12 protein-coding genes are annotated in these 12,739 nt (G+C 61.1%); 5 read left to right on the top strand and 7 right to left on the bottom strand.

Annotated features, from left to right (window positions below; all coding sequences use genetic code 11):
• Window positions 1-13: 13 nt before the first annotated feature.
• The 7 genes from ACFOKF_RS02295 to ACFOKF_RS02265 all read right to left on the bottom strand — a co-directional run bounded on the left by ACFOKF_RS02295 (window position 14) and on the right by ACFOKF_RS02265 (window position 8,200).
• The gene (locus ACFOKF_RS02295; protein WP_241763643.1) at window positions 14-592 is read right to left on the bottom strand and encodes an RNA polymerase sigma factor; all 579 of its coding nucleotides are present in this window, start codon (window positions 590-592) and stop codon (window positions 14-16) included.
• Window positions 531-1,286, bottom strand: a complete 756-nt coding sequence (locus tag ACFOKF_RS02290) for a phosphatase PAP2 family protein (RefSeq protein ID WP_017183063.1) — start codon at window positions 1,284-1,286, stop codon at window positions 531-533. The genes ACFOKF_RS02295 and ACFOKF_RS02290 overlap by 62 nt, the downstream gene beginning before the upstream one ends.
• Before the next feature lie 27 nt (window positions 1,287-1,313).
• A complete protein-coding gene (locus tag ACFOKF_RS02285) occupies window positions 1,314-2,330 on the bottom strand; it encodes a YncE family protein (protein WP_010335878.1) in 1,017 nt (338 codons plus the stop codon).
• Between the two features lie 56 nt (window positions 2,331-2,386).
• The gene (locus ACFOKF_RS02280) at window positions 2,387-5,461 is read right to left on the bottom strand and encodes an efflux RND transporter permease subunit (RefSeq protein WP_380792796.1); all 3,075 of its coding nucleotides are present in this window, start codon (window positions 5,459-5,461) and stop codon (window positions 2,387-2,389) included.
• Entirely contained in the window at window positions 5,461-6,486 is a 1,026-nt protein-coding gene (locus ACFOKF_RS02275; RefSeq protein WP_017183061.1) for an efflux RND transporter periplasmic adaptor subunit, read from the bottom strand. The genes ACFOKF_RS02280 and ACFOKF_RS02275 overlap by 1 nt, the downstream gene beginning before the upstream one ends.
• A complete protein-coding gene (locus ACFOKF_RS02270; RefSeq protein ID WP_010335874.1) occupies window positions 6,483-7,802 on the bottom strand; it encodes a TolC family protein in 1,320 nt (439 codons plus the stop codon). The genes ACFOKF_RS02275 and ACFOKF_RS02270 overlap by 4 nt, the downstream gene beginning before the upstream one ends.
• A gap of 80 nt (window positions 7,803-7,882) precedes the next feature.
• A complete protein-coding gene (locus tag ACFOKF_RS02265; protein ID WP_380792794.1) occupies window positions 7,883-8,200 on the bottom strand; it encodes a PepSY domain-containing protein in 318 nt (105 codons plus the stop codon).
• Between the two features lie 160 nt (window positions 8,201-8,360).
• Between ACFOKF_RS02265 and ACFOKF_RS02260 the strand changes: the two genes are divergently transcribed.
• From ACFOKF_RS02260 to ACFOKF_RS02240, 5 genes are all read left to right on the top strand, one after another.
• Window positions 8,361-9,035, top strand: a complete 675-nt coding sequence (locus ACFOKF_RS02260; protein WP_010335872.1) for a winged helix-turn-helix domain-containing protein — start codon at window positions 8,361-8,363, stop codon at window positions 9,033-9,035.
• A complete protein-coding gene (locus ACFOKF_RS02255) occupies window positions 9,025-10,407 on the top strand; it encodes a sensor histidine kinase (RefSeq protein WP_010335871.1) in 1,383 nt (460 codons plus the stop codon). Before ACFOKF_RS02260 ends, ACFOKF_RS02255 begins: the two co-directional genes overlap by 11 nt.
• 1 nt (window position 10,408) lies before the next feature.
• Entirely contained in the window at window positions 10,409-10,567 is a 159-nt protein-coding gene (locus ACFOKF_RS02250; RefSeq protein ID WP_380792790.1) for a hypothetical protein, read from the top strand.
• Window positions 10,568-10,710: 143 nt separating this feature from the next.
• Window positions 10,711-11,907, top strand: a complete 1,197-nt coding sequence (locus ACFOKF_RS02245) for a hypothetical protein (RefSeq protein WP_010335870.1) — start codon at window positions 10,711-10,713, stop codon at window positions 11,905-11,907.
• Window positions 11,907-12,695 (top strand): glycosyltransferase, encoded by a 789-nt coding sequence (locus tag ACFOKF_RS02240; protein WP_010335869.1) that lies wholly within the window; start codon window positions 11,907-11,909, stop codon window positions 12,693-12,695. Before ACFOKF_RS02245 ends, ACFOKF_RS02240 begins: the two co-directional genes overlap by 1 nt.
• Window positions 12,696-12,739 lie beyond the last annotated feature (44 nt).

Raw genomic sequence — 12,739 nt, 5'->3', positions numbered from 1 at the left:
TGACGGCATTACCTCAGTCCGTGAGCGCGCGGCGAAGATATTTCATGGCGACGGCCATATGTTTTTCGACGCCGCTCTTGCTGATGCCCAACTGCGCAGCCACCTCGCCATGTGTCAGCCCTCGAAGCTTGTGCAGTTCGAATGCCCTTCTTGCCCCTTCCGGCAGCGTCTCGAGCGCCGTTTTGATGCGCTGCACTTCCTCGCGCGCGATGATCTGGTCCTCGGCGGTTTGCGACCGATCGACCGGGTCGATGCCCGGTGCCGTGAAATCGGTTTCCTGATCGTTCCAGCGCCGCTCCCGAGCCATGCGCCGCTGCTGCTCGCGAAGTCGATCAAGAACGAGATTCTGGGCCATCTTGTAAAGATAGGCGCGACCATTGCCGATCGGCCCTGCCGCCACATTCCTGGCACGCACCCACAATTCCTGAAGCAGATCATCTGCTTCGGCAGCATCTCCGACGCGCGCGATCAGAAAGCGACGTAAATCAGCACGATGAACGCCATAAATGAGCTCAAGATCGCTATCGTCGCTAAGACTCATGATCGCGATTTGACAGATAAACGGACGAACCGGAAAGAGATTCTGGCCCAACGCCTGCTCTGGCGCCCGGCAGCCGATGTGCGATCAGCAACGCCATGGCCGCCCAACTCGCTCCTACGCACCATCCCGCTACCACATCGCTCGGCCAGTGAACGCCCAGGTAGATGCGAGAGCTGCCGATCGCTAGGGTGAGGCAGATTGCCACGGAGATGATGTAGATCCGTACTCGAGGAGCCTGCTCGGCTCTGGCCAGCAAGGCGCCGACCGTAAGATAGACGATAGCGGAGTTCATCGCGTGCCCGCTGGGAAAGCTGGCAGAGCTGACCTCCACCAGATGCTTGACGATATCCGGTCTCGGCCTTGCATATTCAATTTTGAAAAGCGCGCTCATCGCGGCGCCAGCCGCAATGGAGATCGGGAGAAAGAGGGCGGTTACCTGCTTTCGCGCAGCAAGAAGATAGCCCGATGCCAACAGGGTGATGAGCGTCAGCAGATTGATGCCACCCAGCGCGGAAATATCCACCATTGCCGATCGGAGCCAGGCGGGGCCGATCGGAATTGCGCTATCCGAACTGCGACGCAGGCACTGGAGAAGATATCGGTCTATCGCGAAGCTGTCGCCCTCCAATATTTCGGATCCAAGCTTCAGGAAGAGCAATATGCCCGCTGCTGCCGCAAGGAACATGACCAGTATATAGCTGTCGATACGATGCCTGGCGGATAATTTCTGCAGGACAGAGGGCATGAGGTTCCTCGCTGAGGTATTTGACGATCAACCCGCAATTTGGCGGCGCGATATCACAAGCACATGGAAACTGCCTGGCATGGGCTGCAGAGGTCCGCTGCCGCTCGGCGGCGATACCATGTTGGCGACCGGAAGATAGATCGTCCCCGTGGCCGGATCTATCGCGCCGGTGCGCGCGCCAATTTCGGTTTCCACGCGGCCAATCCTGCGGACCTCAGGGCCCTCGAGCGAAAAGATATCGAGTACCCCATCCTTGCCGCAAGGAATGAAGGCCAGTCTATGGGTCTCGTCGATCAGGACTGCGTCAGGTCCCCGCCCAATGTCTACAAGCTTGACCAAGCGGCGGCTTCGCGCATCCACTATCGCGGCCTTGCCATTGGCGCAGGCGGCGATCAGTCGGGTGGACTTCCCGTCGAGAGCAAGGCCGCTGGGGCCCTCGCATCCAGGAAGCGGGATCGACTGTCCCATCTTTCCCGTGATGGTGTCGAGCAGTTCGATCTCGCTGAAATCCTCGTTATTGACGAACATGGTGCCGGTCCGGTCGAGTACCGCATATTCCAGGCCCGGTTTCGCCTTGATTGTTCTTTCGATTTTCATGCTCTGGACATCGACGACCGATATCGTGCCGCTTGTCGCATTCATGACGAAAGCGCGCTTGCCATCGTGGGAGAGGATCGCCGCATCCGGCTTCAATCCGACGGTCAAGCGTGCCAGTTGCTTGCCATTGGCACGCTGAAGGAATCTTACGCTTGCATCGTCGCCGCTGGTCACCAGAAGTCGATCGTCCGAGACCGGCACTGCAGAATGACCGTGAGCGATGACGCCTAGCGAGCCGATCATCTTGTGGGTGCGGGTGTCGATTACCGTCACCTCGCGGGCACGGGCGACATAGAGCTGATGTGTCCGGCTATCGACGCGGGCATAGTCCCATCCCCCATCGGGTCCGGCAATTTTATCGGTGATCCGGTAAGGAGGGGGGCTCGCTGCAGCGAGCGCGCTGCCGCTTCCTGCCAGGGCGGCGAGAAGGAGGAGGGCATGTTTCATGGGCTGTTCCTTCAGATGGGCAGATTGCTGCTGGGGCGCTGGCCCTCTTGATATGGTCATGTGGCCGGTAGGGCTCCCGTCCCGGCTTGTGCCGTTTCGCCGCGCGGCAAAGTCAGTCGCACCAGCACTGGCATCGCCAGCAGCACGAGCGGGAACTGAAGCAGCAGGCCAGCGATGATCGCTATCGCCAGCGGCTGCTGGATGCCCGATCCCTGCCCGATAGCCAGCGCCAGCGGCAGGAGTGTCAACATTGCGGCCAGGGTCGTCATCAGGATCGGTCGCAGGCGATTCCGGCTGGCTTCCCGGGTGGCTTGTGCGGCGGGCATTACGCGGCAGAGTTCCTCGAACTCGGACACGTAGAAGATCGCCATTTCGGTGCCGATGCCGATGATCATCGTCATGCCCATGAGAGCGGTGATGTTGAGGTCCACGCCCGCGAGCCAGAGGGCCGTAAAGACGGCGGTGGTCGAAAGCAGGGAACAGCCGATGATGATGACCGGCAGCCAGAAGCGCCGATACAGGATCAGCAGGAGTATGAGTTCGGCGACCAGGGCCATGGCGAACACCTTGATCAGTCCTGCAAAGGCGATCTGCTGCTGTTGATAGAGGCCGCCCATTTCGTAGCGCACGCCGGTGCCAAGTGCCCCCGGCCTGTCGAGCGCCCTGGTTACGTCACCGACGGCTGCGCCGATACCGCGCCCCTGGATACGCCCCGTCACAGCCACCATCGGCTCGAGATTCTCGCGCGCAATCTGCGGTTGGCCGGTGACGGCCTCGATCGTGGCGACCCGCGAGAGCGGAAATATATGACCGTCGCCAGCCCGGATCGGCAGTTGAGACAGGCCATCCTGGCTGAGCGTCATTGTCTCGGCCAAGCGGACACGCACATCGACCGCCTTGCTGGGCTGCGCCAGTGTCGTGGCGATCGCCCCGGTAAGAGCGGTGGAAAGCTGCGCCTCGACATCTGCGGGGGCGACTCCTTCGATTCCGGCGCGAACAGGATCGACATGGACGTTGAGCGCGTCGCCGGCGAGTTGCACGCCGTCCTTCACCTCGATGACGCCTGGAATTTGCCCGATCAAGGCTGCAACTTTGCGTGCCTCGCTCTGTAGAATGCCAGGATCAGCGGCATAAAGCTTTACCTCGATCGGTTGAGGAACAGCCGTCAGATCGCCGATGAGATCCTCCATCAACTGCGCGACTTCCACTTCAACACCGGGAACCTTGATGGCGATCTCGCTTGCGATCGAGGCGGCAAGCACTTCGGTCGGCGTGCTGTGATCCGGCTTCAGTCGCACAAAATAGTCGCCATGATAGCTTTGTCCGAGGTCGCCCCCGAGCCCGGTGCCGAGGCGACGCGAGAAGGTCAGCACCTGGGGATTGGCACGCAGCATCGCATCGATCTGCCCGACCTGTCGGCCGGTCTCCTCGAGCGATGTGCCGGGCGCCGTGAAATAATCCATGATGAAGCCGCCTTCATCGACCTTCGGCATGAACCCGGTGGGCACATTGGAATAGCCGACAAAGCCGATCAGCAGCAGCGGGCCTGCGATCATGGCAAGGAGCCATGGACGAGCCGAAAGGCGATCGAGCGTACGCTCATGTAGACGCCCAATACGTCCGTCACCGGCCAGTCCAGGATCATGCCACTGGTTGAAATCGATCAGCCAGCGCGCGAGTATCGGAACGACGAAGGCCGTCATCGCCCAGGAAAGAGCCAGTGCTCCGGCCATGGTGATGGAAAGAGCCTTGGAAAAGGCACCGGTCACGCCGGTCAGGAAGGACAGCGGCAGAAACACGATCAAGGTGGCAAGGCTGGAGCCGGTGAGTGGTACCATGAACTCTCGCGCTGCGGGCAGGACGGCGGCGTCGCCGAGTGGCTTCCCATCGCTGCCAAGGGCGCCCGCCCGCCGCGCAATATGTTCGACCATCACGATTACATCGTCGATGAGCAGGCCGACGGCCGCTGCAATGCCGCCAAGGGTCATGATGTTGAAGCTCATGCCGAGCAGCGAAAGCAGCAATATTGTCGCTGCCAATGTGGCGGGGACGACGATCACCGCGATCAGCGTCACGCGCCAACTGCGCAGGAACCACAACAGGACGAGACCGGCCAGGACAAGGCCGATCAATACGGCATCACGCACGCTTGCTGCAGATTGGGTGACCAGTTCGCTTTGATCATACCAGTTCACCAGCTTGACGCCGGCTGGCAGTTTTACGCCAGCCAGCTTTGCCTGCACTTCACGGGCTATCTGGACCGCGTTGCCATCGGGCTGCTCATAGATATTGAACAGCACCGCAGGCTTGCCGTCGTCGACGATGCGCTGCCAAACCGGAACCGCGCCGTCCTGGACTGTCGCGACATCGCGGACGTGAACGATCCCGGCAGTTGCAGCCTTGATGACGATGTTGCCGACGTCGCCCGCACTGATGATGCTGCGGTCGGCGATGACCAACGACAGACGGCCGCGATCCTGCACCTGGCCGACCGCGCTCAACACATTGCCATTGCGGATTGCGCTGGCCAGGTCGGTCATCGACAGGCCGTGATCGGCTAATCGATATGGGTCGGCGAGCACCTGTACCTCGGCGGTATCACCGCCTTGGACACCGACACGCGCCAGGCCATTGATCGATGAAAGCAGGGGCGTGATCTGATAGGTGGCCAAATCCTGCAAGGCCACCGGGTCGCCATGCTCGGATACCAGCGCATAGGAGATGATCGGAAAGACCGTAGGATCCATGCGACGGACGTCATATTGGGTGCCGGCGAGCAGCGACGGCAATATCCGCCCCAAAGCCGTGTCGACCAGCAAAGTGCTGGCGACCATGTCGCGCCCCCAGCCAAAATCGACCGAGATCTGCGCCGATCCGCGGCTCGTTTCCGAGCGGACATTCTGGACGCCGGGTATGGCGCGGATCGCTTCTTCTGCCGGGCGGGTAATTGTGAGCGCCGTCTGGTCGGCCGGACGGCTTCCGGCGTTGAGATCGACCACCACCCGAGGGAAGGACACCTGGGGAAACAGTCCCGTGGGCAGCGATAGCGATGCAACGACACCTGCCAGCGCAAGCGCCATGGCGATGAGAACCAATGTACGCGCTTGCGTACGGAGCAGATATTCCAGCATCAGTTGCTCCACCGCACGGCGTCGCCGTCACTGACCTGATAGGCGCCCGAGACGATCAGCGGCTTGCCTGGATCAAGTGCGCCCTCGACGACATCGCCCCGGTCGGAGGCAAGCAGGATGCGGATCGGGATCGCCCGGGCCTGGCGATTGGCCACCTGAAACAGGCGGGCCGGGCCGCCAGCCGTCACCACCGACTGATGTGGCACGATCCAGCCGGAAACCTGGCCGGTCTCGATGGCTACCTGCATGGCTTCGCCGGGGAGCAGCGCGCCAGCCGGGAAGCTGACATCAACATCGATCAGTCGGGTGAGTGGGTTAAGAGCGCTGTCTGCCCGAACGACTTGTCCTGCCAGGCTTTGCCCGCCCGAAAGCCGCTTGAGCGATGCAGGCATGCCTACCGCTACGCGGCCATGGACGGCGGGATCGACCCCAACGGTGACGACAATCCCACCGGCCCTGGCAACCGTGACGATCGGGGCGCCAGCCTGCAGGCGATCGCCCTGTGCGACAGATATGCTGGTCACGATCCCGTCAAAGGGCGCGACAAGCGTGCGGGCTGCCTGCCCCGCCCCTTCCGCCTGAAGGGCTGCGAGTGCATGTTGCGCGTCGGAAACCGCCTTGTTCGCCTGGGTGAGCTGATCCTGGGTCGCGAGTTGTTGCGAGAGGAGTTGCGCTGTCGTCGCAGCCTGTTTGCGCGCGGCAGCCAGCCCGCTCGAGGCCTGCTCATAAGCGCTGCGGGCCGAGGGCGCGACCATGAAAGTCGCCAGGGATTGGCCCGCTTTCACGGCCGTGCCGGGCGCTACCAGCAGCGCGGTAACCTGTCCGGGTTGCGCAACGCTCAGGCTCTGTGTTCCATTGATGGCAGGTGCCACGGTGCCATAGCAGTCGAGCGTTGCCGGCAGTGCGCCACGCCGCGCTGTCACTGTGCTGACCAATGTCGTCGGCGCATCGCTCGGCGCCACTGGCGTATTTCCGCATCCTGCAAGAAGCAGGACGATGGGCGCAAGGAAAGCTGCGCCCTTCATCGTGCCGCATCCGGCGCAGTCAGCGCATCTGCCTTGGGCAGGCCCGATCCGATGAGGGTCTGTATGGCGATCTGGCGATCGAGGAGCGCAAGTTCGAGTGTCATGATTTCCTGCTCCTTGGTGAAGCGATTGGAAACGAGGTCGACATAGCCGCGCTCGTCGAGATTGGACGCGCCAAAGGCGGCCTGTGCCCGCTCGGCAGCAAGGCGTGCGGCGGGAAGATCATGCCGGGCCGTCATGAGCTGGGCTGAAAGCTGCTCTGCCTCGCTCAACATGGCTTCGACTGTGCCCATCGTGGCCGCGAGCCGCGCGGAATAATCGGCATGAAGCTGTTCGCGGGTAGCCCGGGCGATGGCGATATTGCCCTGGTTGCGATCAAATATCGGCAGGCCGATCTGAATATTCGGGCCACCATTGATGACCTTGGCATTGTCGCTTGCGACGCTTCCGCCAAGGTTCATGTCGGGAAATTGGGAAAGGATCGCCTGGCGCACTTGCTCGTCTGACGAGGCATAGCCCATGCGCAGGGCTATGAGATCGGGGCGGCGAGCCGGCAAGTTGGGAAGATCGGCCCTGATCGCTGCCATGTCGAATGGTGGGAGATCGACCTGCTCGGCCAATGGAAGCTGCGCGTCGGGCGTGAGGCCCAGCAATGCATTGAGCTGATGCTTGAGACCAAGTTGACGCTGATCCAGGGCATCGAGCGCGGCGCGGGCAGACTGCAAAGCTAGTCGATCGGGCGCGACCGTCACCAGCGTCACGCTATGCGCTGCCAATGCCTTCTCAAGCTTGGTGTTGCGCTCGACCAGAAGCGTGTAGGCTCCAGCATAGCTCGGGCGGGCGCGGTTCCCCATGATGAGGTCGCAGGCGAGTTGGCGCGCCTGGCCTGCAACCTGCCATTCCTGCCAGATGATGTCGGCTGCGACCTGTTGTTCACTGTCGGCGGCGGCACGGCGCCTGGAACGGTAGGTGACCAGGCTCTTGATATCCTGCGCAATGCCCAGATTCCACGCCGGTACGCTGCCGGCGCCGGATAGCAGCGGCAGCAGTGCGCCGCTCAGCGACGGATTGGGCAGAAGGCCGGCTTGCAATGTCTGTCCGGTGGCGATGCCGCGCTTGAACCGGATCGCCCTGAGATCGGGATTGTTCGCAAGGGCAAGGGTAACCACCTGCTCCACGCCAAGCGGTTCGCTGGGGATGGACGGATCCAGCGAGCGAAGATCAGGCGCGAGCGGCGCCTGGGTTGCGAGCGGCAGAGGCGTATAATGCGCGCAGCCAGCAAGCGACAGTGCCAGCAGGCTAAGGCTTGCAGACATGGGAAGGCGACGTGGCATGAGAAGGCTGACCCCTGTTTATGGAGCGACCGGGCCGGTTGGCCTGGCCCGGTACCAGGCGCTCAATCCGGGTTATGGCCTTCAGGCACATTTTCGAGCGGTTTGCCCGTCACGGCGTCGATGCCCACTTCATAGGCCCGTCCCTTGCTCATGATGTCGAAGGAATAGCGCAGTCCGCTGCCGCGCTTTTCCTTTTCCAGTTCCTGATCGGTTATCGTGCCGGGGCGCAGCTTGAGCGCCGCCATCCGCGCAGCAGCGAGCGAGAGCTTGGATTGAGCAGCATATTGGCTGCCCTTGAGTTTTGCAGCGGGCGCGGCGGGCAGCATCGTGGCAATGCTGCCAATCAGGGCAGCCGCCAGGGCGGTTGGCATCCTTTTCATGGCGATATCCTCCTGCGCGAATCTGCGCATTACCCGCTCTAGCGGTCGCCAGTTTCGCGCAGCGTGACGCGAACATTGATAATCCCCAACTTGCGGGAACGAAGGAAGATGAAGCAAAATCCTTCTGTTGAAGACCAGGATCGTGCGATGAGGACGGGCGATGAAGCTGCTGCTGCTCGAGGATGATGAAACGACGCGCGTCCATCTCGAGCGCGTCCTGACTGCTGCCGGTCATGTGCTGGATGTGTGCGACAATGGCCGCGATGCGATCTTCCTGGGATCAAGCGGGGACCATGCCGTCCTCATTCTCGACCGAATGGTACCGGGCCTTGACGGATTGGCGGTCTTGAAAGCGCTGCGCGCAGCTGGCGTGAGAGCGCCAGCCCTGTTCCTCACCGCCATGAATGGCGTCGAAGACCGCGTCGAGGGGCTTGAAGCGGGCGCAGATGACTATCTCGCCAAACCTTTCGCCGCGACCGAACTGCTTGCCCGCGTCAATGCGCTGGCGCGTCGTCCGCCCATCGCCGAAACAGTTTCCGTTCTTGAGGTCTCCGATCTCAGCCTGGACAGGATCAAGCGAACGGTGCTCCGAGGCGGTAATCGGATCGAATTGCAGGCGCAGGAATTCAAGCTGCTCGAATATCTGATGCTGCATGCCGGGGAGATCGTCACAAGGACGATGCTCCTCGAAAATGTCTGGTCATTCCATTTTGATCCGAGAACCAACATCATCGAAAGCCATGTCAGTCGGCTGCGCGCCAAGGTCGATCGCGGATTTGGCAGGGAACTGATCCAGACCGTGCGCGGGGCGGGATATCGTATCGATGACGTTTGAAGCCGTGCTGCGTGCGCCCTTGCGTAGCGCGGCGTTTCGATTTGCCGTGCTGCTGGCCCTGATCTTTGCGATCGGGGCTGGGGCACTTCTGTTCACTGTTCGGAGCCAGATTGGACATTATGCAGCCGAGGCGACGAGCGGCCGATTGAAGGCGGAAGTTGCCATCCTTGGCGGCGAATATGCGCAGCTAGGACAATCGGGCCTGACCGATGCCATCGCGCGCCACCAGAGCGTGGGCGATGACGCGCAATTTCACTATCTGCTGGTCGATGCGCAGCGGCGGCGTCTTGCCGGCGACCTGCCGGTCAGCGCGGCCCGGGTTGGCACATATGCGCTCGAAATGGTTGAGCATGACAGCGGCCCGGTCAGCGGTCGGTTGGAGACGCTGACGGCGCTGGGGACGAGCCTACCGGACGGCCTGACGCTGGTCGTCGCCACCGACAATTTCGATGTGCTGGATCTGCGCAGTCGCCTCCTTGCCTTCACCCTGCTCAGCGGGGTGGGCATTACGCTGTTCGTTCTGGTGGGCGGTTTCCTGGCGGCCGTCCTATTCCTGCGGCGCCTGGAACGCGTAAATCTGGCGGTAAGCCGGATTGTCGAAGGCGAGCGGGAGGAGCGATTGCCGATGATCGGCTTTGGCCCGGAATTTGACGGGCTCGCCCACAATCTCAACATCATGCTCGATCGCAACGAGGCGGCTATGGAGGCCCTCCGCCAGGTTTCCACCGACATAGCCCACGACCTGCGTACCCCCCTCACAAGGCTGCACCAGCAACTGGAGCAGATGCGGGATGCCGATCCGATCGAGCCGGCGGCAGTGGAGGCAGCGCTGGCACAGACATCGGGCCTGCTTGCCACATTCAACGCCCTTCTGCGCATTGGCACCGTGGAGGGAGGAATTGGGCGCAGGCGGTTCAAGGCCGTGGATTTGAGCGAACTCATGGATCGGATCCAGCAACTCTATGAGCCTGTTGCGGAAGATGGCGACCACCATCTCCTTGCCGACCATGCCGGAAATATTCTGATCCATGGCGATGGCGAGTTGCTTACCCAATTGGTGATCAACCTCATCGAAAACGCCCTCGTTCATACGCCTGCCGGCACACGGATCACCTCACGACTCCGCTATCAGGATACTTCGCCTGTCATCGAGATCTGCGATGATGGCCCAGGCATACCAGCAGACGAGCGGGAAAAGGTGTTCGGTCGCTTCTATCGCCTGGATGCCAGTCGCAACACCGAGGGCTCCGGATTGGGGCTGGCGCTCGTGGCCGCGATAGCGAACTTGCATCAAGCACATTGCACAATCTGTGAGGATAGTGCCGGCATGTGTGTGCAAGTCACCTTTCCGACGCTTCAGCCCCAAGGATGATATGGCATCGCCCGTCGATGCGATCAGGTCGGATCTGCGCAACGGCTTGCCGGATATTCTGCAGGACGGAACGAACGGCGCAAATGGCGGAAAGCAGCAACGCCGGAATGGCATTGAAGGTAATTGCCCGCAGCAACTGACCTTCAAGCCACAGGTCTGAAAGCGCCCTGCTATCAACGGGCCAATCGTACAGAATATGGAGAGAACGAAGCTCCAGATCGCAAAACTCATCGGATGGCGCCTTCCGCAAATATTTTTCGTTCGTGAGCTGAGGTGGCTCCAGTGCCACGGCGTCAGCGCCCCATGCGCATCGGCTTCCTGTTCAACCATGATCAGATCCACCAACTGGCCCACAGCCTGCCCATAGCGATTTCACTCGCTGCGGGCGGTTTTGCCGGCGAGATCATCATCGCAACAACAAATGATCGCCTGGCCCATGAGGTGCGGCGGTTGGCGGGACCGTTACTGGGATCAAGGATCCAGCATGTCGAACTCGGCCTGACGACGCGGTCGGAGCGGCTTGTCGGGATGCTGGGCAGCATGATCCCGGCCAGGAAATTGCTGCTCTATCGGGACAATCTCGAATTTTTCCGTAGCCTGGACATGCTTGTCGTGGCGGAGAAGACATCTCTGCTCCTCAAGAAGCGCTATGGCCTCGACAAGCTCTTCATGATTCATACGCGTCATGGCGCGGGCGATCGTGCGATCGGCTTTGACAAGGCCAGTGCCGGGTTCGACCATGTTCTGTGTTCGGGCGAGAAGATCCGTCGCCGGCTGATCGCTGAAGCCGGGATTGATCCCTCTACCATCAGCATCGTGGGCTATCCCAAATTCGATCTTGTTCGGCAGGCGGGCAGAACCCAGCATTTTTCCCGCGAGCGGCCGATCATTTTATATAATCCGCACTGCTCGCCGCATCTTTCTTCCTGGTACAAGCATGGCAGACAGGTGCTCGATCATTTCGTCGAGCGGGATGCGCAAGAGCTTATTTTTGCACCCCATGTAATGCTCTTCGAAAGGCCGTTCGTAGTCACGATAGACAAGTTGAGCGTCAATCGCCCGGGGACCATCGCGAAGCGCTTTCTGCATGGCGACAATATCCATATTGACCTCGGCAGCCGGGCATCGACCGATATGAGCTATACGCTGATCGCCGATGTCTATCTGGGCGACGCGAGTAGCCAGGTCTATGAATTTCTGCTGCGTCCGCGACCCTGTGTGTTTCTCAACAGCCATGGCATCGACTGGCGGGGGGATCCGAACTTTGCGCACTGGCGAGCCGGCGAAGTCATCTCGGATCCCAAGGATCTTGGCCCGGCTCTCGCCCGCGCAAATGGTCTGCATCGCGATCACTACCAAGCCATTCAGGAGAATCTGTTCGCCGACAGCTTCGATCTGGACGGCCGACCGTCGTCAGACCGGGCAGCGGCGGTCATCACGCAGCTTGCAGACAAGCGCCGAGGCAACGTCGTTGGCTTCAGCAATTTTCGTGCTGCCTGATGTCCTCGCTGACCATCATTCTGCCTTTCTTCAATGAGGAAGGCTGGATCGACAAGACGGTTCAGACCCTTGCGATTCAAAGTGATATTCGTTTCCGACTGCTTCTTATCGACAATGGCTCGACTGACAACGGCACCGAACAAGCGCGCGAGGCAGCCCGATCTCTCGGATCCAGGGCAGAGATATTGTCGTGCCCGACCCCCGGGAAAATTCACGCCATGGCGCTTGGCCTGTCGAGGGTTGAGACCGCCTTTGTGGCGATCTGTGATGCGGACACGGAATATCCGATCGACTATGTAAAGCGCATCCTCGACCTGTTTACGGGCGATCCGGAAGCGGCCTCGGTGATGGCCATCGACCTTTATGCGCCGCTGGAGAGCGCTGAGTCACGAAAACGGACCGATTTCATCCTGCGCAAGAGCCGACGTTTCTCGGCGAAATGTCATGCCGGTGGCTATGCCCAGGCCTATCGCACGGATGCCTTGCGGGCAGCAGGCGGCTTCGACGCCAAACGATGGCCCTATGTCCTTGAGGATCATGAAATCGTGCATCGCGTGATGACGCATGGCCGCGCCATCTACGACCGGGATCATGTCTGTTTTCCCTCAGCGCGGCGATCATGCCGCAAGGCCGTAAGCTGGACACGGGCCGAACGGCTGATCTACCGCTACACGCCGCGATTTGCCCTGGACTGGTATTTCTACACTTTCCTCGGCCGGCGTCTTGCGGCACGCAACGGCACGGGCGATGCCCTGCGCATGAAAGACTGGCCTGCCCAACGCCCATGATCGAACGAGCAACCGTTACAGGGCGTATTTTCAGGGGATTGGGA

The sequence above is a fragment of the Sphingobium rhizovicinum genome (assembly GCF_042647625.1).
Taxonomy (GTDB): domain Bacteria; phylum Pseudomonadota; class Alphaproteobacteria; order Sphingomonadales; family Sphingomonadaceae; genus Sphingobium; species Sphingobium rhizovicinum.
The sequence above is the reverse complement of the archived record's forward strand: the minus strand, read 5'-3'. Positions and strand labels throughout refer to the sequence as shown.

Excerpts from the sequence above, each read along its gene's own strand:
- ACFOKF_RS02290 (WP_017183063.1), bottom strand. The coding sequence starts at position 1,286 with ATGCCCTCTGTCCTGCAGAAATTATCCGCCAGGCATCGTATCGACAGC.
- ACFOKF_RS02285 (WP_010335878.1), bottom strand. The coding sequence starts at position 2,330 with ATGAAACATGCCCTCCTCCTTCTCGCCGCCCTGGCAGGAAGCGGCAGC.
- ACFOKF_RS02280 (WP_380792796.1), bottom strand. The coding sequence starts at position 5,461 with ATGCTGGAATATCTGCTCCGTACGCAAGCGCGTACATTGGTTCTCATC.
- ACFOKF_RS02275 (WP_017183061.1), bottom strand. The coding sequence starts at position 6,486 with ATGAAGGGCGCAGCTTTCCTTGCGCCCATCGTCCTGCTTCTTGCAGGA.
- ACFOKF_RS02270 (WP_010335874.1), bottom strand. The coding sequence starts at position 7,802 with ATGTCTGCAAGCCTTAGCCTGCTGGCACTGTCGCTTGCTGGCTGCGCG.
- ACFOKF_RS02265 (WP_380792794.1), bottom strand. The coding sequence starts at position 8,200 with ATGAAAAGGATGCCAACCGCCCTGGCGGCTGCCCTGATTGGCAGCATT.
- ACFOKF_RS02260 (WP_010335872.1), top strand. The coding sequence starts at position 8,361 with ATGAAGCTGCTGCTGCTCGAGGATGATGAAACGACGCGCGTCCATCTC.
- ACFOKF_RS02255 (WP_010335871.1), top strand. The coding sequence starts at position 9,025 with ATGACGTTTGAAGCCGTGCTGCGTGCGCCCTTGCGTAGCGCGGCGTTT.
- ACFOKF_RS02250 (WP_380792790.1), top strand. The coding sequence starts at position 10,409 with ATGGCATCGCCCGTCGATGCGATCAGGTCGGATCTGCGCAACGGCTTG.
- ACFOKF_RS02245 (WP_010335870.1), top strand. The coding sequence starts at position 10,711 with ATGCGCATCGGCTTCCTGTTCAACCATGATCAGATCCACCAACTGGCC.
- ACFOKF_RS02240 (WP_010335869.1), top strand. The coding sequence starts at position 11,907 with ATGTCCTCGCTGACCATCATTCTGCCTTTCTTCAATGAGGAAGGCTGG.